The organism is Pseudoalteromonas sp. Z9A6, from assembly GCF_011378805.1.
GTDB lineage: Bacteria > Pseudomonadota > Gammaproteobacteria > Enterobacterales > Alteromonadaceae > Pseudoalteromonas > Pseudoalteromonas distincta.
Map to the genome: position 1 here is coordinate 43517 of NZ_WTKZ01000001.1, position 25503 is coordinate 69019.

Here is a 25503-nt window from a genome sequence, read left to right on the forward strand (position 1 = left end):
TGATCATAGATATACCTCGCATAATCGCAAAACAAATGGCGATATGCCCACATTGTCACCATAAACTTTGCGAAGCCGATGTTAATCACGACAGTCGCATAGTTGCACTAAGCTTTAGCGCACTTTTAATGCTGCTCAGCAGTATGTTTTACCCTTTTATTTCATTTAGTAGTAGCGGTATAACTCAAACTATTACACTGCCCGACGCGGCTCGAATTTTGTTTAATTATGATAGTGAGCTGCTTGGCTTATTTATTGATTTGAGCATTATTGCCCTGCCCATGGGTTTGCTTGTTATTTTAATTCCTTTGCATCTTGGGCTTTTAAAAGCATTACCAGAGAGCATTGCAAGGCGACTACTAAAGTTCACTTTGGCGTTAGAGCCTTGGATTATGTCGGAAATATTTTTAATTGGCGTACTTGTTAGTATGGTTAAAATCATGTCGCTGGCTGATATTAGCTTCGGCACGAGTTTTTGGGCTTATGTGGGGTTTGTTATTTTATACATAGCTGCACTTGTTCACTTAAATCGCCCACGCTTATGGGCTCAAATAAAGCCTGTAAAAGTACTTGAAGGCGCAGAGCATGCTAAACGTGCAATAGATGAAAATATTAAAGCCTGCCATGTGTGCCATCAACTATGTACCGGTAATATTTGCCAGCGTTGCCATACAAAAACACACGTCAGAAACCCTTATAGCGTACAAAAAGCAGCAGCTTGGCTAATTACTTCTGTTGTTTGTTATATTCCAGCTAATGTTTTACCTATTATGCATACCACTAGCCTTGGGGATGAATCACCTTCTACTTTAATTGGTGGCGTAATTACACTTTGGAAAAGTGGCTCCTACCCCATTGCTGCCATTATATTTTTAGCCAGTGTGGTTGTGCCGCTTGCAAAAGCATTTGTACTCAGCTTTTTATGCATAATGGTAACAAGGCCTGCAAACAGACACACAAAAAGTTATACACGAATTTATCAACTGACAGAGTTTATTGGTAAATGGTCGATGATAGATGTATTCGTGGTTGCTATTTTAGTTGCCTTGGTTCAATTGGGTAATTTAATGTCAGTAACGCCAGGATTAGGCATTGTATTTTTTACAGTTATGGTAATATGCCAAATGATGGCTGCCCATGCCTTTGACCCACGCTTATTGTGGGATTCACCCAAAAATAAAAAATCAGAGAACAAAGCATGACCGAAACTGCCGAAATAACAAAAGAACCGAAAATTTCCGCTATCTGGATTATTCCGGCAATTGCGCTGTTAGTAGGCATGTGGATGCTATACCAATACCAAGCTAATAAAGGCCCTACGATTTTTATCGAAATGCCACAAGCCGAAGGCATTATTGCAGGTAAAACTGAAATAAAAGTACGCAGTGTAAAAATAGGTCAAATTGATCATGTTAGGCTATCCGACACGCAAGACAGCGTAATTGCTCGCGCGCAAATAGATAAAAATTACAACGAGCTACTGACTGACGATGCCAAAATTTGGGTCGTGAAACCACGCATTGATGAAACAGGTATTAGCGGGATGAGTACGTTATTGTCTGGTGTATATTTAGAGTTTTCACCCGGTGAAAGTAAAGAACTAAAAGAGCGTTTTAAGTTACAAGATGAACCCGCCCTCATTGGTAAAGATGTGAAAGGTGGTCGTTTTAAATTAATGAGTTACAACGCTGAAGTACTTGATGTAAGCACCGGTATATTTTTCAAAAATTATAAAATAGGGCAAATAGAAACCGCCACTTTTGATTGGGAAAACCAAGCAATGAAGTACGGCGTATTTATTAAAGCCCCTTATCAAAATCTGATCACCATGAACTCTATTTTTTGGGTGAACGCAGGAATTGAAATTGACCTATCTGCCGATGGTATCAATATTAATACGGGCTCTTTAAGCAAACTTTTAAAAGGCGGTATTTCGGTTGGTTTACCTGAGCAACAGGCCCCGGGTGAAATAGCACAAGATGGGCATAGCTTTTCATTAAGCCAAAGCTATAAAGAAGCATTAGAAGAGCGCTTTTACGATTTTGATTACTACCTAATTGAATTTGAACAATCAGTTCGAGGACTACGCACTGGTGCACCTGTCGAATACAGAGGTATGCGTGTAGGTACTGTTGTTGAAGCCCCTGCTAATGTAATTGTTAACGGTAAGCCCGCTCACTTTAGAAACCACAATACGGCCGTTCCGGTACTTATAAAAGTAGAATACGGACGCTTGTATCACGACAGTGCTTCAGCAAAAGAGTATTGGCAAGGTAGTTTAAAAGGCTGGATTGAAAGTGGTATGCGCGCCTCGTTAAAGCCTGGTAATTTATTAACAGGTGCTGTGTATGTAGATTTTGATATATACCCAGATGCACCGCAAGCACACCTAGGTAAACTTGTTCAGTATGATGTTTTTCCAAGTGTTTCTAGTGGGATAACTGTATTAGCAGATCAAGTTTCTGACGTACTTAATAAGGTAAACAACTTAAAAGTTGAAGACAGCTTGGCACAAATGCAAGCTACATTTACCGATTACCGAGCGCTTGCTAATGAAATGCGAGAGCTGCTAAGCCAAAAAGATACACAAAACTTACCAGGCGACTTTAACCGTAATTTCGAAAAGATGACAAAAAGCATGGAGCAATTTGAAGTCACTATGCGCCAATTTGATAAAACCATGGCCAGTTACCAAGCCGGTTCTGAACTTCATCATCAAATACAGCAAACATTAAAAGAGTTTAAACGTTTAAGTGAAGGTCTACAGCCTCTAACTCGCGGATTAAACGAGCAACCTAATATGCTAATTTTTGATAAATCATTACCAGCAGATCCAAAACCAAGGAAGCAATAATGAAATCGTTATTTTTAACTGTAAGTTTATTATTACTATTGGCAGGTTGTAGTTCATCAATACAAACTGCGACACAGTATTACCAGTTTGAGCAGCCTATAGGTGCATCGTCTCGAAACGTTGCAGATACAGATGCGCAACTAAGAATACAAACTGTTGTACTTAGAGGCGCTTTAAATAATTTGGGCATTGCGATGAAAATAGATAGCAACCAAATTCATGCTGCAAATTATAACCTGTGGGGCGAATCGCCGGATGTAATGCTTACTGCAACAGCCCAGCAAACACTTTTTAATGCTATGCCCAACTGGATGGTAATAAAAGGCTTACCGGTCATTACTGAACTTGATCAACAAACGTTTTATGAGCTTGAATACGAAATTCACCACTTTAATGGCGATATGCAAGGTAACGCTGATATTTCTGGGCTTTGGCGTTTATATTACACACACCCTGAAACAGGCCGACGCCTTATAAGTATTCATAACTTTTCGCAATTGGTCCCTATTGATGATGATGGCTATGACGGTTTAGTTTCAACACTTGAAGCAACATGGCTAAATATAAACCTAAATGTTGCAAAACAAATAGAACAAGCAAGACTTTAATCGTTAAGTGACAATATAATCACGGCGGTTTTATCATCATTGATAACCGCCTTGCCCTCTATTTTAAAACCCAATTTTAACAACACATTCTGCGATGCCCTATTATCTGGTGATGTTATTGCACACAGTTTTGTAATTCCAAATTCATGCTTATGTTGCAAAAGTGCGCTGGCCGCTTCAAAAACATAACCCTTTTTTTCAAAACCGCTTACAAGTGCAAAACCTAAATCAGGTTGCAGTAACGCGGCGCGTTTATAAAACCCAACAACGCCAACCACTACAGCATTATGCAAAGTAATAATGTAAGGCCCAAAGCCTTGGCGTACATGAGAAGCAATAAATGACTGATTGATGTACGACTTGGCATCATCAAGGGTATAGATTGCTTTATCACCAATATGCTCTATGAAACTCGCCTGATTAACTAGCTTAAGTAACATAGCTGCATCAAGCTCATTTGCATGGCGCAACAACAGTCGATTTGTTTTAAATACAGCGTTCAATGTAAGCTCCTTTAAAAAACTTTGTTTTGCATGTAACTTTTTGTTGACTGAAATTAAAAAGCAGATTATTTTTGCGCCGATGTTTTTACAGGCACAACAATAGCGGTTTGCACTCCTTGCACCGTCTGGCGCCAAAGCCAACGCGTTTCACTTAAGCTGCTATTTAACATAACTGTTTATGTGTCCCTCCCTCGCGTACAAAAGCAGTGACTTGGAAGATGATTTAACAACAAACTTATCATCTTCTTTGTTTTTGTATAAGCAGTTTAAAAATTAATACTATTTTAATTTTTATACATGCTTTTAATTTTGTGAATACTTAAATGCTTGAACCTTCTGCGTTAAGTTTACTGCCACCGTTGGTGGTAGTTGTATTGGCTGTTGTATTACGCCGCCCCATTTTATCTTTACTTATTGGTGCTTTAGTTGGTTTAGTTATCGCCGATCCTGCACAAGTACTTACTAACTTTGCGAGTACATCGCTAAAAGTGATGACAGACGAAACCATCGGCTGGCTAATACTTGTATGTGGTGGCTTTGGTGCTTTAATCGCGCTATTAGTTCGCACAGGTGGCGCATCGGCTTTTGGCAAGTTAGCCCTTAAATACACTAAAGGTAAACGCTCATCTTTGTTTATGACCTTTTGTTTGGGTGTAGTTATTTTTATTGATGACTACTTAAATGCGCTTACCGTGGGTGAAACCATGAAACGCATTACCGATAAATTTAAAGTGAGCCGTGAGATGCTTGCCTATGTTGTAGACTCTACTGCTGCACCAATTTGTGTACTTGTCCCTTTATCTACCTGGGCGGTTTTTTTTGGTGGCTTACTTGTAGATAACGGTATTGCTGAAGAAGGCAAAGGGATTGCGGTTTATATCCAAGCCATACCGTATATGTTTTATGCGTGGTTTGCAGTGCTTGTTGTTTTACTTGTTGTGCTGGGTATTATTCCTGCGATTGGTCCAATGAAAAAAGCAGAGCAAATGGCGCAAATTGAGCAAGCTCAAGTCGAACCAGCCCAATACAATGATGTTCAAACAGCGGATGAATATGCAGTAAAAGCCGTAGAAGAGAACTTTGAAGATGCTGATCCTAAAGGTAAATTACGTAACTTTTTGGTGCCGATTATTTTACTGGTTGCATTTACTGTTTACTTTGAAATAGACGTATACAAAGGCTTATTAGCAACAATGGCGGTCACTCTCCCGTTTTATGCTCTACAAAAATTAATGAGCGTAAGTGAAATGATTGAACGCATGCTTGATGGCTTTAAAAGTATGATCCCCGCGATTGGTACTGTTATAGCTGCGTTTATATTTAAAGATGTATGCGACTTAATTGGTTTGCCTCAGTTTGTTATTGGCAGCTTAAGCCCTTATATGACCGCTGCATACTTACCAGCCGTGGTATTTATTTCAATGGCTATTTTAGCGTTTGCAACGGGGTCTAGCTGGGGTATTTTTGCTGTATCAATTCCCATTGTTATGCCACTGGCTAATGCGGTTGATGCAAACATACCACTGGTAATTGGGGCGCTATTATCGGCTTCCTCTTTTGGTAGCCAAGCGTGTTTTTACTCAGATTCAACCGTACTCGCAGCGCAAGGTTCTGGTTGTAATTTAATGAGCCATGCCGTTACACAATTGCCTTACACGCTAATTGCTGCGGCATTAGCTGTTATAGGCTTTTTAATAATGGCTTAAATTAGCTGAATAAATAAAAACCCCAATGTATTACTACATTGGGGTTTATTTTTAGCTACATAAATAAAGCTTATTTTTGTAATTTAATACCATTGTAATAGGCATCAAGCGTTGTGATTTTAGTTTGATTTGGTAAATCGGCAAAGTCACTTTCTAAAAACTTAGTCCCGCGTAATTGCACATTTAAACGTGCAGCATTAGGGTTAAGCATTGTTTGCTTGTAGTAGTCTTTTATATCTGCAAGCGTTACTTTTTCAACTTCATCAATCAGCTTTTGCTTAGAATCAAAGGTAAAGTTTTCACGGTACCAATCGTTTATAAGTGGGCTCATTTCATCACTTAAGTTTTTAGGCTGCTCTTTAAGTGATACAAGGGTAGAGTTTTTCAGCTGCTCAAAAGTCTCTTCGCTCATGTTATCAAGTTCAACTGCGTATTCTTTTTTAAACTTATCAAAACGAGCTTGTATTTCTTTTGGTCCTTTAACTGGTGTTTGAATATACAAACCAATTGCTGAGTAATCTTCAATTGGGCGAGCTAACGCACCTACTGCGTATGCAAGTTGCTCCTCAGTACGCATTTTATCAAACGCAACTGTTCTAAAGTGGCTTTGTAGTACAGCTGCTTCTGCTTTTTGTTTGTAACCCGCAACAGGGTGAACGGTCATATCAACCACCGCTACATCGGCTACATCAATATCTTTTTGCAGTACCAGCGTTTCGCCAGGTTGTGGCAACCATGCTTTGCTTCGCGCAAATTCACTGTGTTTATGATTACTTGGTAATGTTGCACTTAACTCTTGTGCAATCGCGTCTATATCTTGCTGATTGTAGTTACCGTAACTAAATACTCGTAAATCGTTTTGTGCAAACGTAGCTGTTTTTAATTGTGCTAAGTCGGCAACACTCAGTGAGTCAGCGGCTTTAATAAGCGCATCTGTATCAAAGCCACCTGTACGCGTTAGTTTTGAATACTCGCCAAATGCTTGTGCATACGGAAACTGCTTTTGTTGATTTAATAAATTACGTTTAAAACGATCTACCGCTTGGCTAAATGCTTGTGCTGTTTCATCGGCTTTTAATCCGGTTAAAGCTTGTTTAAGCAATACATCTTGCTTATCTGTAAAACCACTCATAGATAAAACAAGACCATTACTCGGTGCTAAGCTGACGCTCATACCGGCGATTGCTGCTTCAGTACTTAACTGACTTTGTTGAAGATTGTATAAATCAGCCCAAACAGAATAAAGGACTTCTGCTTTAATATCGTTCAAACCGGGTTGAGTATTTATATAAACTTCAACAAGCCCTTTTGGCTGCTCTGCAAATTTTTGACTTGCTTGGCGCCATACTTTTACACCATTTTTATCGTAAGCAAGTTCTGGGTGTTTTTGCTCTTTAAATGCTTGCGTTTTTATTGCAAAATTTTCAGGCAATAAATTGTTTACTGTTGGTAGTGCTAACTTAAATTCGCTTGGTTTTTTCCAGCTGGCAATTTCATCATCGCTAATATCACTGATGCGGTATTTGCCGTCGTAAAAGTGTAGTTGTGAGTCTGTCTCTTCTTGCTGCGATACATACCAAATACGAAGGGTATCGGCATTTAACTGCTCAAGTACATTACTTATAGCGTCAGCGTCAAACTTTGCATAATAATAAGGTGCATTAATAGCGTGATTTAACGGATAGTCTTGCATGCTTTGCGTAAGCGAGCTTACATAATTAAATTCATCACCTTTTTCTAAAAACTTAAACTGGTTATTAAGGGAAGTACGAATCTCGTTGAAGTACTTGCTATCAACGCCTTCTTTTTTAATTAAATCGATGTACTGCATAATAGTCGCAACTATTTCGTCACGATTTTTCATGCCTTCATCGGTAAGCTCTACATTTACATTTAACGAACCGTAGTTGCCATATTGATTTGGTGCAGCTGAAGCTGAAAGCTGAGACACCCACCCTTTATCACGAAGAAGTTGCGCTGGGCTGCCCGGCATTTCATTACTTAGTAAATACGCTACAAATCGGTTTGGTTTAAGCGCAAATTCGCTATTATTATTAGCAATGGTGAAATCAAGTTGCAGCTGTTTTACATCTTCATTTGGTGCATAAAACACGCGTTTTCCGCCAGCGTTATCAAAATCAAGTTTTGCAGTCACTGTTGGTTTTTCGATATTTTTATTTTTTATGTCAGCAAAGTATTTTTGCGCTTTTTGCTCCATTTCAGCAATAGGTAGATTATCAATAAGCGCAACTTTCATAATATTTGAAGAGTAATATTTATTATAAAAATCAACTGTTTCTTTATGAAGTGAACTGTTTTCTTTATCGCCAAGGGTTTCTAGGTTACCAATTAAAAAGCGATTAGCCGGGTGATCGCCCATCATTTTACGCGCGAGTTTAAATTGTCCAAAAAAGTCCATTTCGCGGCGCATTGACCACTCTGCATTCACTGCATTTTTTTCTTTATCTGTGTATTCTGGGTATAACTTAGGCGCTTTGAAAAAGTCAGCAAAACGGTCTAGCCCTTCATCAAACGCGTCGTTATTAATTTTAAACATGTAATTAGTAATATCGAGCCACGTGTAAGCATTGTGCGCGCCACCATTTTTGGTCATAAAATCAGAATACCCTTTTGTGTCTGGGTAGCGATCTGTGCCTAAAAACAGCATGTGCTCTAAATAATGCGCCATACCTTGTTGCGACATTGGGTCGTGCAGTAAACCAACACCAACGCTTAGTGCCGCTGCTGATTTTTCAGCACCTGGATCTGACACTAAAATTACTTCAATGTCGTTTGCCAGCTTAAGTGTTTTATATTCGCGGTTATCGTTAGGACTTACAACTAACGTATCTGATAGTAAAGAGGCCTGAGGCGCCACTGAAACCGAAGCCGTATTTGAACAACCACTTAAAACTGCAAGTGCGATAGCACTAAAACCAATAATCTTTTTCATTTTTGTTTTCCATTAAAAAGTATTGCGCAAAATAGCGTGCGCCAATTCAAAGCAATATAGTTAAGCTAAACTAACATTTTCAATTAATAACTTTCTACAAAATAACGCTATTTTGTGTAACACATTGTGAAAAATGTCTTCATAATCGGATATTAGTTGGGAGTCTGCCAACCTTGCGAGATTAAAAATCTTTCAATATCAAAAAATACGCAAATTCTAAATAATAATAAGGAAAAACAATGGAAAAAATCATCATACTTGCCATGTTTGCACAAGTTACGCTTTCACTGGTTGTCATGCTCATTATGGGTAAAAGGCGCTTTGCCGCAGCTAAAAACAAACAACTAGATTTAAGTGATTTTAAAACAATGCAATTAGATAAGGCTGGCGACACTATTAGGGTGGCAGATAGAAACTTTTCAAATCAGTTTGAAATACCTGTGCTTTTTTACGCGGGGTGTTTACTTGCACTGCAACTAAATAGCGCCAGTACACTTGTGGCAATACTGGCCTGTTTATTTGTAGCAACACGTATTGTGCACAGTGTTATTCATTTAGGTGAAAATAACGTACGCGCACGTTTTAAAGTGTTTTTACTGGGTTGTATTTGTGTGTTTTCAATTTGGCTAGCAATGGTTTGGCGAGTACTATTTTAAACAGCAAAGTTTAATAATAGTAATGTGGACGGCTGGTTTAGGCCATCCACATTACCGTTAATTTTAATTATTTAGCACGTTTTAAACGAGGTACCGCAAGCAAAAAAGCACCTAAAAGCCAAATTAACCCGCCGCCAGAACTGCTACTAGAACCTGTTGATGTGTCAGAATCAATTAACGTATTTTCAGTGACAGTAAGGCCTGCTGCTGAATTAGGATCATCATCCATTACCGCCACATTTTGAATAGTCACTAAGTTAGCACTACTAATTGTTACATCAGTACTTGCACATTGCTCAGCAGTAATATCAACCACGGGTGTTTCACCACAGTGTACTAACGCTGCAATTTTATCTAAAGTAGATTGGCTTGCTGCAGTAATTTGTCCAAACACAGTAAAGCCACCATTTTGCGTATCAAGTGCTACACTATTGTCTGTAATATTAAAAAACCACTGACTTGTTGCGCTATTAGCATCACCCGATAATTTAGCCATCGCAATGGTGCCCTTAACATTAGAAAAAACGGGCTCATTTTCTACAGCAGGCTTTGTAGTAATCGCATCTAGCGAATCAGAAAATGTAAATCCACCACCTTGAATAACAAAGTTACTAACAGAGCGGTGAATTACTGTTTCGTTATATGAATCGTCTTGAACGTAACTTAAAAAATTTGCGACTGTTTTGGGGGTTTGTTGATCAAATAAGTTAATCTCTATGACACCTTGGCTCGTGTTCATTTCAACTATAGTAGCGGTGCTTGTAAAACTTGCTGCAGCAAGTGCTGAGCCAAGTAAAAGTTTTTTCATGTTTTATTCCTGTTGTTATATTTTTTAAATAATTAGTTAATGCGTTAACACATTAATGCCATCGGCGACTAAAATCGATTCTAAAGTGTGAGTTGATACAATTAAGACCGTGTTGATAACAAATTAATTACATATGCCATTATTTATATTCTTTTTTGCTATATAAATCTAACTATTTAAAATTAAATCATCTTAAAAGTGTGGTCACTTATTTGTTACCTTAAAAAAACACAAACAACAGGATCTAACAATGCCACACACTAAACAAACAATTTGCGACTTTGGTTTACACAAAGGTGAACCATACACAAAACTACCGGCGAGCTTTTTAACGTGGATGGTAGGTATAAACCATACTAAGCGGGAATATGCGGATGCAGAGTTAAAGCGTCGCGAAAGTGCCGCCACAAATCGATTAACTGTACCTTCTAAATAAAATGTCAATAAGTACGTTTTTTTAGCATAAAACTAGTTTAAACTACCCGCTTGATAAATTAAGTAGACCTTAATCCATAGGTATTTTATGCGTATAATTATTTTATTTTCGATTATTTTTAGTGTACTTGGATGTACATCTCCTGCTCCTGAATCAATCTCTAACAGTACTCCTACTGAATATTTAACTGTTCTTCATACTAATGATAATCACGGCCGTTTTTGGCAAAACGAAAAAGGCGAATACGGTATGGCCGCTCGCAAAACGTTAATTGACTCTTTACGTAATGACGCCCAAAAGCAAGGTCATGCCGTTTTACTTCTCTCTGGTGGTGACATTAATACCGGTATTCCTGAGTCAGATTTACAAAAAGCAGAGCCTGACTTTAAAGGTATGTCGCTGATTGGTTATGATGCAATGGCATTAGGTAATCACGAATTCGATAACCCTATTGATGTATTGAAGCAACAGCAAAAATGGGTGAACTTTCCTTTTCTATCAGCCAATATATTTGAAAAAGAATCAGGCGAACATGCGTTTGATAGCTATAAAATATTCAAAAAAAATGGCTTAACTATTGCTGTTATTGGATTAACAACAACAGACACAGCTAAAATTGGTAATCCTCAGTATATTGGCCACTTAGAGTTTAAAGACCCTGTTGACGTTACCGCAAAACTAGCTAAAGAAATAAAAGCTAAGTACAACCCTGATATTACCATTGCGCTGACTCATATGGGTCATTATGTTGATGCTAGCTTTGGCATTAATGCACCAGGTGATGTAACACTTGCTCGCTCACTTCCTGCAAACACACTTGATATGATCATTGGCGGTCACTCACAAGAACCTGTGTGTATGAGTGATACAAATGTAAATGACGATAACTTTAAACCTGGCCTTGCCTGTAAGCCAGACCAGCAAAACGGTACTTACATTATGCAAGCCCATGAATGGGGTAAGTATGTTGGTAAAGCTGAGTTTAAGCTTGAAAACGGAAAATTAACGTTACTAGACTACAAACTCATGCCTGTTAATTTGTATGTAGATAAAGTTCAAGCTGATGGCTCTACTAAAGCAGTATTAGCAAACGAGTACATTAAACCAGACCCTAAACTTGAATCTTATTTAGCGGTATACCAAGCTAAAGGCGCTAAACAAATTGAAGGTACCATTGGTGAAGTAGATGCTCGCTTAGAAGGTGACAGAAACAAAGTTCGTTACCAACAAACAAACCTTGCACGTGTAATTATTCAAGCTCAAATGGATGTAGTAAATGCAGACTTTGGATTAATAAGTGGCGGTGGTATTCGCAGCTCAATAGAGGCTGGTAAAGTAAGCTATAAAGATATTTTAAAAGTACATCCTTTTAAAAACCGCATTACTTATATGGATTGGCAAGGCAGTGATTTATGGGATTACTTAAATACAGTAACGAGCTTCCCACCGGATGCTGGTGCCTATTTGCAATACCATAAAATATCGTTTGAGCGTAAAAATAATCAGTTGGTTAATGTTTTGATCAATGGCGAACCGCTTAATAAAAATAAAACATACAGAATGAGTCTAAATAGCTATAACGCATCAGGCGGTGATGGTTATCCTGCACTTACAAATAAAAAAGGCTTTGTAAGTACAGACGAAACAGATGCTAAAGCACTTCAAGACTTTATTTCAAAAAATAGCCCTCTCAAAGCGGCTGAATTTACCCCTAAATAACCTCTAAGAATAAGAGGAAAGTAATCTAGTTACTTTCCTCTTATTTCAATATTACCTTTTTTAATATTTACCAGCCCATAACTATGCAAACGAGAACGAGAGCCTTCTCCATAGGCTTTAGGTGGGTAATATAACTCTTTTTCTTCAGGACACTCACTAAGTACTTCATCTAACGCCGCACGTATTTCACTCAAGGTTTTTTCTAGGCTATTATTAAAATTAGGTCTTTTTCTAACCGTATGACCAAGTTCGACCAACCTATAAAAATACTTGTTAGCGAGCTCTAGAAGCTCCTCTGGTACATCTTTGTTATGGCTAAGCGCTACATCATCGTTATTTGTACAATACTCTACAAGTGCTAAATAAAAGCATAATGGCTTATTAGCTAAACCCACTTTTTGCTCTGTATTACAACTACTTGATAATGTCTTATCGTTAAGATCGACTATAAGTATCAGCGGCGTAGGCTCTGCAATTGATTGATGCTGTGCATTATTAGACTGCTTATTGCTTTGTTTGATAAACGCAAACTTCACCCAAAAACTAATCAACACACTTAATACTAAAAATATAAAATAGTAAATAAGATGGCTCACTGTAAAGTCGGTTTGCTGAACGTTAAATACAACTAATACAGGTCCGTTATTAGTGCTCAAACTACGTGTTATTTGGTGTAAGTTTACAGGTGCTAGTATTTCGCCTTTTGGTGCAATAGCAACAACTTTAAGATCATTCGAATTAATGTAGCTGTTTAAGGTTTTAATGTAGCTATTAACCGCATCTTTATTCCCTGAATGCTTTAGCAGCTCATTTGATAAATCAAGTAATGGTAAGTCGAGTGCTATTTGCCTTTCTATCTGCGTTATTTTTTGTTTAGTCACTTGCTGGCTTTTTTGAATTACAGAAATATAAAACACAGAAGATAAAGTTAAAAATAAGCATAGTAAAACAAGTAGTTGTTTATATTTACTCATCACTAACTTCCTCTTTTAAGTTTACTGAGCTAGTACCGCAACTCCAAAACGATTGTGCATTTTGATAATAATGCAAACTTTGATCTTTAGACATATCAAGCAAATTTGCCTGTACTGCACATAATAAATCAGTATTGTTTTGCTGCATTTTTAAATACCATCTTGTTCCAGTAATATTATTACTCAAAGGCGTAATATAGTTTTTTGAAAAACGTTTTTCGTCACTCTCTTTCCAAAACGAAGCAATAATATCTACTTTTCCGTCGGCGAGTAAATCGCGTAATTCGTTATGAGAACTAGCATAAGTGATTTTCAAATTAGCTAAATTTATATCCAGTTCTTTAAACATTTGCTTTGGTAAAATATGCCCTGATCGGCTGGTAGGATAATCAAGCAAACCTATGCGTTTATCTAAAAAATATTGTTTAGTGACTCGAGGTTTTTCTTTAGAAGATATAAAAAAAGCCGTGTAGTCAGAAAAACCAACAACGGGCTGGTAGTTATATGTCGACTCTGCTTTAAAGGCTGCCATAATATTGTTTTTAGCCAAAATTAGGTCAGCAATTCCTTTACCCACAAACTCAAAGCTGTCTGCCGTTCTATACCCCCAATACCCTTTTACAGAGCCATATTGCTTAGCTACTACGTTATCAGAGCATAACTTTTGTGTTAATAATTTGGCTATTTTTTTTGATTGTGTAAAAACAATTAATTGGCCTTTATTACTTGTAGCAGTTGTTTGACACTCTGTTGAGGTTTCGATCATAACCGGAAAATGTAAATCATCATTGTATACACTAACTTGACCGCAAACCCACGTAACGACCAATAATAGAAACAAAAATGTAACAATTAACATTTTGTGCAACACAATATTTTTATAATCCAAAGCAATGCCACCCAAAAATAGACGATATAGTGTATTTGAACAATTTCGCTTACCCATTACAACAAGTAATTTTACCTGTTAAATATAAGAGACTGATTTTAAACGCAATTTAATAAGAAACTATGAATTTTAATAAGTCCTTCCTATCAACATTAAAAATGAGGACAATTGACCGCATTAGCTTATAGCAACCCCATGAAATATTCATTTAGGAAGTTTTAATGCATAACAATATAAAGTACTCGATATCTTCTGCGCTTTTGATTAGTGCGATATTCACAAGCACTAACTCACACGCTTGGGGTCAAAATGGCCACCGTATTGTAGGGCAGATTGCACAATCTCATATAAGCGAAACAACTAAAGCAGCAATTAAACCTTATTTAGATGGTGAGTCACTTGCGCAAATATCAACGTGGCCTGATGAAATGCGCTCTGCTCCTGGCGACTTTTGGCAAAAGCAATCATCTCGTTGGCATTATATTAATGCAGCACCAGGAAAATCTTTCAGCTTCAATCACGATCACACAAAAAACAAAGAATCTGTAAGTAATATCCTAGAAGGCATTCACTATTCAATGCAAACACTCACTGATAAAAATAGCACCTCAGATGCTAAGCAGTTCAGTTTGCGTTTTTTAGTGCATTTAGTAGGCGATAGCCATCAGCCATTTCATGCCGGTCGAGGTGAAGACAGAGGTGGTAACCGTATTAAGGTTTCATTTTTTAACGAAGAAACAAATCTTCACAGCCTTTGGGATACAAAGTTAGTTGAGAACGAGAACTTGTCGTTTACTGAATACGCTCAATTTATTGATACAAATAACAGCGAGTTAATTGCTGAGTATTTACAAAGCTCACCTAAAACTTGGGTTGAAGAATCACACAATTTAGCAACAAAAATTTATAAGTACACCAACGACGAAGTTGGGTACAGCTACATTTATAACAACACTCCAATTGTTAAAACACGCCTACAACAAGCGGGTATTCGACTAGCTGGACTATTGAACGCCTTATTTGACCCTTCTGCAAAAGAGTTAGAAACGGCACTAAAAATGACGACTGACAAATAAACAGTATTAAATTTATATAACCTACACACGGGAAATCAACATTATGACTAAGCTTCGCCTTTCGAAATTAACTGGAGCGGTAATTTTAGCTCTAGGTGTTTCTACAAGCGCAATGGCTGCTGATACTTCATCTGCAATGCGTGGTAAAATTACAACGCCTTCAGGTGGCAGTGCTGCAAACGTTAAAATTAAAGTAGTTCACCAACCAACGGGAACTATTAGCGAGCTAACTACAAACGAAAGTGGTACGTTTATCGCTAATGGCTTACGTGTAGGTGGTCCTTACATGGTTATCATCGATTCTGATAAGTTTAACGATACGACTGTTGAAAATATCTATCTAAATCTGGGTGAAACATACCGCTTAAGTTCGCAGCTTGCTCCGCTAAACATTGAAAAAATTGAAGTGTCTGGTTATAAAATTGTTCAGCAATCTGGTGGCTCAAGCAGCTCATTTGGTTCTGATACTATTGAAAATATGCCAAGCTTTAACCGCGACATTAAAGATATTGCGCGCTTAAACCCACTTGCCAGTATTAATGGTAATGGCGAGCTAACGTTTGCAGGTAGTAACCCTCGTACCAACGGTTTAACTGTTGACGGTATTGGTCAAAATGATGACTTTGGCTTGAACTTTGGTGGCTACCCTACTTCTCAGCCTCCTGTAGCACTTGATGCTATTGAACAAGTTTCTGTTGATGTATCTCCTTTCTCAGCTTCTAAAGGTAACTTTGGTGGCGGTACTATTAATGCAGTAACAAAATCTGGTACAAATGAGTTTAAGTTCTCTGGCTTTTATGAAATCTCTACTCCAGAGATTGCAGGCGATGTCGATAGCATTGTTCAAGAAGATGACCTTGATGAGCTAGGTCATAAAACTTATTCTACAAATAAAGTAGAGCCGATTAAAACTGAAGAAAGATTTGGTTTTAACGTTGGTGGCGCAATTGTTAAAGACGAACTGTTTTATTTCGTTAACTATTCAGAATGGTCAAGCGAATTAGATCTTGATTACGGCTTTGACGGCTCTGGTGCAGCCAACGAATTTAATACTTCAGAAGCTAACTATAACCGTTTCATTTCTATTTTAAATAATGAATATGGCTTGACTGATTCATTAGCAGGTGCGCCAGAAGATACAAATAAAAACCTGTTAGTTAAGCTAAGCTGGAACGCAAGTGATGACCATCGTTTAGATTTTACTTACCAATGGCAAGACGATCAAGATGAGCGTAACACTAGCACCGGTGGCGATAATATTGTACTAACATCGAACACCTACGCCTACGTAACGAAGTTCAATAACTTTTCAACAAAGCTTTACTCTGATTGGACTGAAGATTTTTCTACTGAAATTGGTGTGTCATATAAAGATGTTACCTCTGATAGCGCAACTCGCTCAAACCTAGGTAGTATTTCAGTTGATGAAGATGGTCGAAATGGCCCTTCTTACAACTTTGGTACAGATCAATATCGTCATGCTAACCGCTCTGAAACGCAAAATTTAACTTTCACACTCGATGCTACCTATTTAATGGATGAGCATGAAATAAACTTTGGTGCTCAATATGAGTCACTTCGTTTATATAACTTATTTGCTGAAAACTCTCTTGGCACGTGGAAGTTTGATAGCTTAGAAAATTTTGAAAACCGTGAAATTGGTTCTTATGATTTCTCTTATCAGAATGCTTACACTAATGATTCAGCTGATACAGCATATGATGTAAGACGTAACCAACTAGCACTCTACATTGAAGACACTTTTTATGTAGGTGACGATTTAGAAGTTACAGCAGGTGTTCGTTATGAACGTTTATCATCAGATGATAAACCAACTCTAAATGAAAATTTTGCGAATACGTATGGCTTTACTAACCAAGAAAATCTAGATGGTCTAGACATTATACTTCCTCGCGTTGGCTTTAAATACTACGTAACAGAAGCCCTTACTATTAACGGTGGTATTGGTCGCTTCCAAGGTGGTATTCCAAATGTTTGGTATAACAACTCATTCCAAAGCGATGGTATTACATTAGTATCTGCTCCTAACGATGTAATTAACGACTACTATGCAAATAACACTGCCGATATTACTCAGGTGCCTGATGAAATTAAAAACTCATTAGAACAAGGTGCTGGTAGCGTTGCTTATATCGACCCTGATTTTAAATTGCCTTCAAGCATTCGCACCCAAATAGGTTTTGAATATGAGTTTGATTCTGAACTATTAGGTGATGGCTTTAAATGGCAAGCAGAGATTGCTTATCATAAAAAAGAGAATGAGGCGGTATGGCATAATACATCTATTAACCCAATCGGTATTGCAGCTGATGGTGAACGCGTCATAAATGAAACTATTTATAGTGGTTCTTTAGCTGATAACGCTGACATAGAAATGACGAATTCATCTGATGATGGACGTTCAATTATTATTTCAACAGGTATTGCTAAACAGTGGGATAATGGCCTGTTTGTATCGGCAAGCTATGCTCACCAGGATGTTACCGAGTCATCAGCCGGTTCAGCTTCTCAAGCGGAAGGTAACTACAAGCATAATATTACAGTAAATCGTAATGAAGATATTGCAGCACGTGGTTTTTACGAAGTTGAGCACAGCTTTAAAATCAACTTAGCATATAACACAGAGTTTTTTGAAGGGTATGCGACTAAGTTTAACGTGTATTTTGAACGTCGTTCAGGTCGTCCATTTAGTTATACAATGAACATGTATAAAGACAGTGATTTGGGTGATACGAGTAGTTTCTTCAGTAATGGTGCTTACTTACCATATATACCTACAGGTGCTGATGATCCAAATGTAAACTGGGATGAATCAGGTATGACTTGGGCTGAGTTAGAACCATTACTAGAGCGTGCTGGTATATCTCAGCGTGGTGGTATTTTAGGTAAAAATACAGCAACTCAACCTTGGGTTACTACGATGGACGTTAGCATTAAGCAAGAAATACCAGGCTTTGCTGAAGGTCACACTGGTGAGGTTTATCTAATGATTGATAATTTCGCAAACCTTCTAAACAGCGACTGGGGTGTAGAAAAACGCTTAGGTTACTCTAACCAAACTATTTATGACTTTGGTGGCCTTGATGACCAAGGCAGATATAAAATAGACAACAGCTTTGGCGGTGCAGATGTGCGTAATTACTCACAAATCAATTCATCGTCATCAGCTTGGCAGGCTAAAGTTGGTATTAGCTACAAGTTTTAAGCCTTAATAGGTAAGTAATAACACATTAAGTTAATTGTTAACAAAACCCATTGCAAATTTGTAATGGGTTTTTTGTTTTTCACACCCCAATTTCACATGTTTGTCATAAAGCCCACGTAATATATACCCCGATATAGAGTTATTGCTCAAAAAAACACTCAAATAGACAAAAATAGTACTATTTATTAAAAATATATTGCAGTTGTATTTTATTTGTAACGAATAAATAAGGTACACTAGTAACGGATTTTGAATAAATGAACTTTAACTGTTTATTTTGAAAAATTTTAAAATAAAAATATAAAAATTTAATTAATAACTACACGGGAAAATTAAATGAAAACTCAATTACGCAAAACAGCTCTTTCACTTGCTATTGCAGCATGTGTTGGTGTAAGTGGCGCTGCAATGGCTAACGAAACGACCTCTGCAATTAAAGGTCAAGTAATGGGGCCTAACGGCAACCCAGCAGCCGGCACTAAAGTAACAATTTTACACGTACCTTCTGGATCAGTAAAAACAACTGAAGTAAATGACGCTGGTTATTTTACAGCTAAAGGCCTGCGAGTTGGCGGTCCTTATAAAGTAATTGTTGATTCAGATGTATATGCAGACCAAGAATTCAATAACATTATTCTTAATATTGGTAACGATTATCCAGTAAACGTTTCTCTTGAGTCACAATCAAGCATGGAACAAATCGTAGTTTCTGGCGCGCCAATTAGCTCTATGTCTGGCGGTACTGGTCCGGCGTCTACTTTCACACTTACAGATCTAGAGAATCAGCCTGCTATTAACCGTGATTTAAAAGATATCATTCGTGTTGATCCACGAGTAGCAATAGATGATAGCCGCGGCACTATTAACTGTGGTGGCGGTAATCCAAAATTTAATAGTTTAACGCTAGACGGCGTTCGTATGAACGATAACTTCGGCTTAAGCTCAAATGGTTACCCTACTATTCGCGCACCTTTTTCTTTTGATTCAATTGAGCAAGTAGCTGTAGAACTTGCACCATTTGATGTTCAGTACGGTGGATTTACAGCGTGTAACATCAATGCTGTAACTAAATCTGGCGGCAACGAAATTCATGGTGGCGTGTTTTTCGATTACACAAATGATTCAATGAAAGGTGATAAAATTGAAGGCGAAGACGTTGATAACGGTAGTTATAATGAAAAACGCTACGGTTTTAATGTTGGCTTACCTCTAATTAAAGATTCATTATTTTTATATACTTCATATGAAAAGCTAGAAGGGGTAGCACAATTCAATTATGACCCTTTAGGTTCAAGTGTTTCTGAAAGCGACTTAGCTCGTATCCAACAAATTTCACAAAATGTGTATGGTTATGATGCAGGTACCACTCCTTCGAGTGCACCTGTAGAAGATGAAAAAATATTAATTAAATTAGATTGGAACATTAACGATTCTCACCGTGCTAACTTAGTTTATAACTATAATGACGGCTTTACATTATCTCAATCAGATACTGGTTCAACTCGCCTATCGTTAGATAGTCACTTTTATGAGCAAGGTGCAGAATTTACTTCAATCATCGGTTCAATATACTCAGACTGGAATGACGATTTTTCAACTGAAGTTCGTTTAGGTAAATCGGAACTAGATGCACGTGTTGAATCACTTGATGCTGCAAGCAGCTTTGGTGAATTCCAAGTAAACACATCGGATGGAGGTCGAGTATATTTAGGTCCAGATGATTCTCGTCAATCAAACGATTTAAATTACGATACAACTACATTTAAACTTGCTGGTACTTACTACCTTGACCAGCACACGATAACAGCTGGTTACGAGTATGAAGAGCTAGAAGTATTTAACCAATTCGTTCAACACACGCAAGGTGAATGGAGTTTTGCAAGTATTGATGATTACGAAGCAGGAATTGCAAGTGCAATTTTCTACAATAATGCCGCAGGTACGAATAATGCTGCAGATGCCGGCGCTAGCTTCTCATATGCTCAACATACTTTTTATATTCAAGATGAATATAGCTTCTCAGACATTGATGCATCACTAACGTTTGGTCTTCGTTACGACAGTTACACTAGCGATGACAAGCCTACTTTAAATGAAAACTATACTGCACGTTATGGTTTCAGTAACCAATCAACATTTGATGGTGTGGATTTAGTTCAACCACGTATTGGCTTTGAATGGTATGCAACTGATGCACTTGAAGTTCGCGCAGGTTTGGGCTTATTTTCAGGTGGTAATCCGAATGTGTGGTTATCTAACTCATATTCAAACGACGGCATCACAAATATTAGCGCAAATCAGTTTGGATCTATTGATTTATTTGCTACACCAAATGTGAATGGTGGAAAACCAGGTTTTGATGTACCACAATCACAGTTTGATAAAGTAGCTAACACAGTAATTGGTTCTGGAGATAGCTTTACGAACGCCGTAGCTTCTGATTTTGAAATCCCATCGGAATGGAAATATTCAGTAGGGGCTACTTATACAACAGAAGACGAATATGTAATCTCATTAGATTATCTCTACACCAAAAAGCGTGATGCAGCAACGTTAATGGACCAAGCCCTTACTGACAGTGGTACTACTACTTTTGATGGTCGTCCAATTTTAACCTCTATTGAAGGACGTGACGGTGATTTACTTTTAACAAATGTTAATGGTGACAGTGGTGAAACTTCAATTATCTCTGCAGCTGTAAGCAAAGCATTCGATAACGGTATTAAAGTACAACTATCATATGCTTATACAGATGCTGATGATGTTAACCCAATGACAAGTTCAACAGCGAGCTCTAACTACGGTAACTTGGCAACGTCTAACCCGTTAGATCCTGGTGTATCTTCATCAGATTATGAAATACCTCATCGCTTTACATTAAACCTTGCTTACACACATGAATTTATCGATGGATATAGCACTCGCTTTAATTTATTTGGTGAAGCATACAAAGGCTTGCCTTACAGCTTCACATTTAATGGTAACGATGAAGATACATTTGGTGATTTTAATTCAAATGATTCTCGCCAACTACTTTATGTACCGTTAGTAAACGATCCTAACGTTGTTTATAACATGTCAGCAGATGAGATTAATGAATTTAATGAGTTCATTGCATCTGAAGGATTAAAACGTGGTGAAATTTCAGGTCGTAACGCGCAAAACTCTGATTGGTTTGTTAAGTTTAACTTTAAGCTAACTCAAGAAGTACCTGGGTTCATGGATGGCCATAAAGGTGAAGCATTCTTCGTAATCGATAACTTAACTAATATGTTAAACGATGATTGGGGTGTACTGAAAAAAGGTCCTTTCGTTGGTGCTCGTATGATTTCAACAGATATTGATGACCAAGGCCGTTACGTTTATTCAAACTTTAACGGGAATAACGCAAGCACCACAACTCAACGTGATGCATCTCTTTGGGAAATGCGTGTAGGTGTTCGTTACACTTTCTAATTTAGAACTGTAGCCTAAAACATCTTTTAAAAGCCCACTTTGGTGGGCTTTTTTATGTCTTTAATTTGTTATTTAACTTTTCAAAAATACCCACTAACACTTCGTATTCTTCGTTGGTTAAAGTATTCAGTAATTGTTTTTCCCAATTCAGTGCATCGGGTGCTATTTGCTCATATAAGCTTTGACCTACTTTACTCAGTACAAGTAAGGCCGCGCGTTTGTCTTGTGCATTTAACTCACTTTTCACTAAACCTTTATCTATTAAAACTTTTACCGCACGCGACACTGTCGACTTGTCCATATTTGCTTGCGTGCATAAATCCTTTGCGTTGCTCTGACCATATTGCGCTAAATTAGCAAGTATTCGCCACTGCGGAATATTTAAACCGTATTTAGTTTGATAAACCTCGGCAAAGTCATTACTTACACGTGTTGCTACATTCGTTAATTGATAAGGTAAAAACGTTGCTAAATCAATTTTCATTTTTAGTTATCCCAGCTTTATAAGGCTTACTTTAGTGTTCATTAATATTTACACGGATGCGTAGTTGCACATTTGATATTAGTCTCACTTGAGAGTATCTTAACTGAAATAAAAATAATATTAAACCAACCCCCTCTCACAGGAGTCAGTAATGGCGACACAATTAAGTTATATGACCGGTTTTGGTAATGAATTTGAAACACAAGCGCTACCCGGTGCACTGCCAATAGGACAATTTAGCCCACAAAAAGTTAAATACGATTTATACACAGAGCAATTTAGTTCGACTGCATTTACGGCTCCTCGCGCTTCAAATCGTCGCACTTGGTTTTACCGCCTTCGTCCGTCTGTAGTGCAAGGTGATTACCAAGCAATTGATAACGGCCTAATAAGAACAGCCCCAATCACTGAAGCCGTAACACCACCAACAATGCTACGTTGGAATCCTATTGATATGCCTTCACAGCCTACTGATTTTATTGATGGGTTAGTAACGATGGCTGCTAATGGCAGTGCTAATGGGCAATCTGGTATTGGCATTCATGTATATGTCGCTAATCAGTCAATGCAAGGGCGTTACTTTTGCAATGCCGATGGCGAAATGTTGTTTGTCCCTCAGCAAGGTGAGTTATTAATTCACACCGAGTGCGGTAAGTTAAGCATTAAACCAGGTGAAATTGCTGTAGTTCCCAGAGGAATTAAGTTCTCTGTTGATTTAATTGATAATACAGCCCGTGGTTATATTTGTGAAAATTATGGCCATGCGTTAGAGCTTGCAGAGCGAGGACCTGTTGGTGCAAACGGTTATGCCAACGACAGAGACTTTCAATACCCTGTAGCGGCCTTTGAAGATAAAGAAGGTGACTTTGAGCTTGTTTCTAAATTTAACGGTAATTTATTTAGCTGTGAAATTAAGCACTCTCCTTTTGATGTGGTTGCATGGACGGGTAATAGTGCGCCCTATAAATACGACTTATCGCGTTTCAATGTAATAAATACAGTGAGCTTTGATCACCCCGATCCTTCTATATTCACTGTACTAACCTCTCCTTCTGCTACTGAGGGTATGGCAAATGTCGATTTTGTGATATTTCCACCGCGTTGGATGGTAGCCGAAAATACATTTCGCCCGCCGTATTATCACCGCAATATTATGAGTGAATTTATGGGCTTAATTGAAGGTGTGTATGATGCAAAAGAGCATGGTTTTGTACCTGGTGGCGCAAGTTTACACAATTGTATGTCGCCACATGGACCTGAAGCCGACGTATTTGAAAAAGCCTCAAACGCTGAGCTTACACCACAAAAATATGAAAACACATTGGCCTTTATGTTTGAGTCGCGCTATATAATTTCACCGACAAAATATGCATTAGAAGGTAAAGAGCGCCAACCAAATTACACCGATTGCTGGCGCACAATTAAAAAACAATTTACAGGTTCACAGGATTAATTATGAAATTATACAGCTACTTTCGCTCATCAGCGGCTTATAGAGTGCGTATAGCGCTTAACTTAAAAGCAATCGATCATGAACTTGCTATTGTTAACCTTTTAAAATCGGAGCAGCTTGGGAAAGAATACTTAGCGACTAATCCGCAAGGCTTACTACCGGCACTTGAAACCAATGATGGTGTTTTAGCACAATCGCTTGCAATACTTGAGTGGCTAGATGAAACTTATCCGCAATCGCCATTAATTACAGGGACTGCGTGGCAAAAGTCGCAAATAAGAAACTTAAGCTTTGCCATTGCTTGCGATATTCATCCTGTTAATAATTTACGCGTGCTGAAGTATTTATCAAACGAATTAGGTGTTGATGACGAGGCTAAAAATAAATGGTATCGACATTGGATAGAAGTGGGTTTTGAAAAAATAGAACTGATGCTAAACGAAAATAATGGCTACTGCTTTGGTGACCAACCAACACTTGCTGACATTTGTTTAGTGCCGCAAGTATTTAATGCAATTCGTTTTAACGTAGATATGAGCGCTTATCCAAAAATTGCAGCCATTTACGAACATTGTAATAAATTAGCTGCATTTAATGACGCTGCACCGCAAAATCAACCCGATGCAAATTAAGCTAATTTAGATTAACTTTGTAGCGCGCTATGAATAACCGTAACGTGCTCAATTAAATCTAAGCCCAGATCAGTTAAATATCCGCCATCTGGGCTATCTATAATCCCTTTTTCAAATAAACGTTGCGCTGCGCTAAGTAAGCTTGGCTCTGCGTCTGAATGTAATTTAATACCCTGCATTTTACTGTCGCGAGGAAACTTTGCTAATAGTGTGAATTCTTCGATCATTGTTTGATTAAATTGCATTGTGTGCACCTTTTTATTGTTATGTGAATAACTAAATTTATACTTAAAATCACTTTGTGTACTTTACACTAGCACGTTTTTTAGCTTAATGTATTATTTTTAACCCTCCCTATTTAAAGGCCTCTAATGCGTAACTTTTTAATTCTATGTTTTTGTTTTAGCAGCTTATCGTATTCAATACTTAGTGAAGCAACAACGCTAAAAACCCATTCAATTATTGATGCAAACCAGTTTGTAAATGAAGAAGCTAACTGTTGGTACGACAACAAACGCTATAGCGAAGGGGCATTAATACAAGTTCACTCTTTTACACTTTTGTGTGGTGCTAAAACACCCCAACACAGTAACAGCCAACTCATTTGGCTTAAAATAGATAAGCAAGGTAATGCTATTTACCCAACAGCTCCTAAAACAATCACTGTGAATTAGCGCTAAAAGCTGATTTAAGCTACAATGCATGCAGTTTAAATAAGTAGTATGGCTATGAATAATCAACCTAAAAACCCTCTACATGGGGTAACATTAGAACAAATACTTGTTGAGTTAGAACAACGACTTGGCTGGAGAACACTTGGCGAGCAAGTAAAAATTAAATGTTTTACTGATCAACCCAGCATTAAATCGAGTTTAAAGTTTTTGCGTAAAACGCCTTGGGCTCGCGATAAAGTGGAAGCACTTTATATTCACACTATAAATAATAAGCCTATTCGTAGACCAAAAAGTGCACCAAGAGAAACATCTTCTCAAGCGCCGGATACAACAGGGTTTGTTTGGCCATCAATTAAAAAGTGATGTAAAAAAAGGAGCTAATTTAGCTCCTTTTTT

The 25503-nt window shown here is 37.8% G+C and carries 21 protein-coding genes; 14 read left to right on the forward strand and 7 right to left on the reverse strand.

Annotation, left to right across the window (positions count from 1 at the left end; translation table 11 throughout):
* The first annotated feature begins 35 nt into the window (after nucleotides 1-35).
* The 3 genes from GQR53_RS00175 to GQR53_RS00185 are packed head-to-tail and all read left to right on the forward strand — an operon-like array spanning nucleotide 36 to nucleotide 3462.
* Nucleotides 36-1202: a paraquat-inducible protein A gene (locus GQR53_RS00175; RefSeq protein ID WP_231619869.1), complete on the forward strand. Its 1167-nt coding sequence runs from the start codon at nucleotides 36-38 to the stop codon at nucleotides 1200-1202.
* Nucleotides 1199-2854: an intermembrane transport protein PqiB gene (pqiB, locus tag GQR53_RS00180; RefSeq protein ID WP_165742525.1), complete on the forward strand. Its 1656-nt coding sequence runs from the start codon at nucleotides 1199-1201 to the stop codon at nucleotides 2852-2854. Before GQR53_RS00175 ends, pqiB begins: the two co-directional genes overlap by 4 nt.
* Nucleotides 2854-3462 carry a PqiC family protein gene (locus GQR53_RS00185; protein WP_165742526.1) on the forward strand — a complete coding sequence of 203 codons (609 nt, stop codon included), beginning with the start codon at nucleotides 2854-2856 and terminating at the stop codon, nucleotides 3460-3462. The genes pqiB and GQR53_RS00185 overlap by 1 nt, the downstream gene beginning before the upstream one ends.
* Here GQR53_RS00185 and GQR53_RS00190 read toward each other — a convergent pair.
* Nucleotides 3459-3965, reverse strand: coding sequence for a GNAT family N-acetyltransferase (locus GQR53_RS00190; RefSeq protein ID WP_165742527.1), 507 nt, complete (start codon nucleotides 3963-3965; stop codon nucleotides 3459-3461). The genes GQR53_RS00185 and GQR53_RS00190 overlap by 4 nt on opposite strands.
* A gap of 323 nt (nucleotides 3966-4288) precedes the next feature.
* Here GQR53_RS00190 and GQR53_RS00195 point away from each other — a divergent pair, with 323 nt between their 5' ends.
* Entirely contained in the window at nucleotides 4289-5671 is a 1383-nt protein-coding gene (locus GQR53_RS00195; protein ID WP_165742528.1) for a Na+/H+ antiporter NhaC family protein, read from the forward strand.
* A gap of 70 nt (nucleotides 5672-5741) precedes the next feature.
* Here GQR53_RS00195 and GQR53_RS00200 read toward each other — a convergent pair whose 3' ends face one another.
* Nucleotides 5742-8624: an insulinase family protein gene (locus tag GQR53_RS00200; RefSeq protein ID WP_165742529.1), complete on the reverse strand. Its 2883-nt coding sequence runs from the start codon at nucleotides 8622-8624 to the stop codon at nucleotides 5742-5744.
* Between the two features lie 239 nt (nucleotides 8625-8863).
* Here GQR53_RS00200 and GQR53_RS00205 point away from each other — a divergent pair, with 239 nt between their 5' ends.
* Nucleotides 8864-9280 (forward strand): MAPEG family protein, encoded by a 417-nt coding sequence (locus tag GQR53_RS00205; protein ID WP_002959052.1) that lies wholly within the window; start codon nucleotides 8864-8866, stop codon nucleotides 9278-9280.
* A gap of 67 nt (nucleotides 9281-9347) precedes the next feature.
* Here GQR53_RS00205 and GQR53_RS00210 read toward each other — a convergent pair whose 3' ends face one another.
* Nucleotides 9348-10088 carry a peptidylprolyl isomerase gene (locus GQR53_RS00210; RefSeq protein WP_165742530.1) on the reverse strand — a complete coding sequence of 247 codons (741 nt, stop codon included), beginning with the start codon at nucleotides 10086-10088 and terminating at the stop codon, nucleotides 9348-9350.
* Nucleotides 10089-10338: 250 nt separating this feature from the next.
* Here GQR53_RS00210 and GQR53_RS00215 point away from each other — a divergent pair, with 250 nt between their 5' ends.
* Entirely contained in the window at nucleotides 10339-10524 is a 186-nt protein-coding gene (locus tag GQR53_RS00215) for a hypothetical protein (RefSeq protein ID WP_024594581.1), read from the forward strand.
* An 87-nt stretch (nucleotides 10525-10611) separates the two neighbouring features.
* Nucleotides 10612-12243: a bifunctional UDP-sugar hydrolase/5'-nucleotidase UshA gene (gene ushA, locus GQR53_RS00220; protein ID WP_165742531.1), complete on the forward strand. Its 1632-nt coding sequence runs from the start codon at nucleotides 10612-10614 to the stop codon at nucleotides 12241-12243.
* 29 nt (nucleotides 12244-12272) lie between these two features.
* On the opposite strand, the gene GQR53_RS00225 is transcribed toward ushA, so the two are convergent.
* A complete protein-coding gene (locus tag GQR53_RS00225) occupies nucleotides 12273-13217 on the reverse strand; it encodes a hypothetical protein (protein ID WP_165742532.1) in 945 nt (314 codons plus the stop codon).
* Nucleotides 13210-14076, reverse strand: a complete 867-nt coding sequence (locus GQR53_RS00230; RefSeq protein ID WP_182671136.1) for a hypothetical protein — start codon at nucleotides 14074-14076, stop codon at nucleotides 13210-13212. The genes GQR53_RS00225 and GQR53_RS00230 overlap by 8 nt, the downstream gene beginning before the upstream one ends.
* Before the next feature lie 251 nt (nucleotides 14077-14327).
* On the opposite strand from GQR53_RS00230, the gene GQR53_RS00235 reads away from it, so the two are divergent.
* From GQR53_RS00235 to GQR53_RS00245, 3 genes are all read left to right on the forward strand, one after another.
* Nucleotides 14328-15182, forward strand: coding sequence for a S1/P1 nuclease (locus GQR53_RS00235; protein ID WP_165742533.1), 855 nt, complete (start codon nucleotides 14328-14330; stop codon nucleotides 15180-15182).
* A gap of 43 nt (nucleotides 15183-15225) precedes the next feature.
* Complete coding sequence (locus tag GQR53_RS00240; RefSeq protein WP_165742534.1) at nucleotides 15226-18408, forward strand: TonB-dependent receptor; 3183 nt, start codon at nucleotides 15226-15228, stop codon at nucleotides 18406-18408.
* Nucleotides 18409-18744: 336 nt separating this feature from the next.
* Nucleotides 18745-21864: a TonB-dependent receptor gene (locus GQR53_RS00245; RefSeq protein WP_165742535.1), complete on the forward strand. Its 3120-nt coding sequence runs from the start codon at nucleotides 18745-18747 to the stop codon at nucleotides 21862-21864.
* Between the two features lie 52 nt (nucleotides 21865-21916).
* Here GQR53_RS00245 and GQR53_RS00250 read toward each other — a convergent pair whose 3' ends face one another.
* Nucleotides 21917-22348 carry a MarR family transcriptional regulator gene (locus GQR53_RS00250; RefSeq protein WP_165742536.1) on the reverse strand — a complete coding sequence of 144 codons (432 nt, stop codon included), beginning with the start codon at nucleotides 22346-22348 and terminating at the stop codon, nucleotides 21917-21919.
* 151 nt (nucleotides 22349-22499) lie between these two features.
* Here GQR53_RS00250 and hmgA point away from each other — a divergent pair, with 151 nt between their 5' ends.
* Both hmgA and maiA read left to right on the forward strand, forming a co-directional pair.
* Complete coding sequence (gene hmgA / locus GQR53_RS00255; RefSeq protein ID WP_165742537.1) at nucleotides 22500-23801, forward strand: homogentisate 1,2-dioxygenase; 1302 nt, start codon at nucleotides 22500-22502, stop codon at nucleotides 23799-23801.
* 2 nt (nucleotides 23802-23803) lie between these two features.
* Nucleotides 23804-24433, forward strand: coding sequence for a maleylacetoacetate isomerase (gene maiA / locus GQR53_RS00260; RefSeq protein WP_024591819.1), 630 nt, complete (start codon nucleotides 23804-23806; stop codon nucleotides 24431-24433).
* Nucleotides 24434-24444: 11 nt separating this feature from the next.
* Here the strand turns inward: maiA and GQR53_RS00265 are convergent, their stop codons facing one another.
* On the reverse strand, nucleotides 24445-24678 hold the full coding sequence (locus GQR53_RS00265) for a TIGR02647 family protein (protein WP_007375551.1): 234 nt from the start codon (nucleotides 24676-24678) through the stop codon (nucleotides 24445-24447).
* Between the two features lie 126 nt (nucleotides 24679-24804).
* On the opposite strand from GQR53_RS00265, the gene GQR53_RS00270 reads away from it, so the two are divergent.
* Nucleotides 24805-25107 (forward strand): DUF1496 domain-containing protein, encoded by a 303-nt coding sequence (locus tag GQR53_RS00270; RefSeq protein ID WP_002959040.1) that lies wholly within the window; start codon nucleotides 24805-24807, stop codon nucleotides 25105-25107.
* Nucleotides 25108-25161: 54 nt separating this feature from the next.
* A complete protein-coding gene (locus GQR53_RS00275) occupies nucleotides 25162-25470 on the forward strand; it encodes a VF530 family protein (protein WP_024591820.1) in 309 nt (102 codons plus the stop codon).
* Nucleotides 25471-25503: the final 33 nt, after the last annotated feature.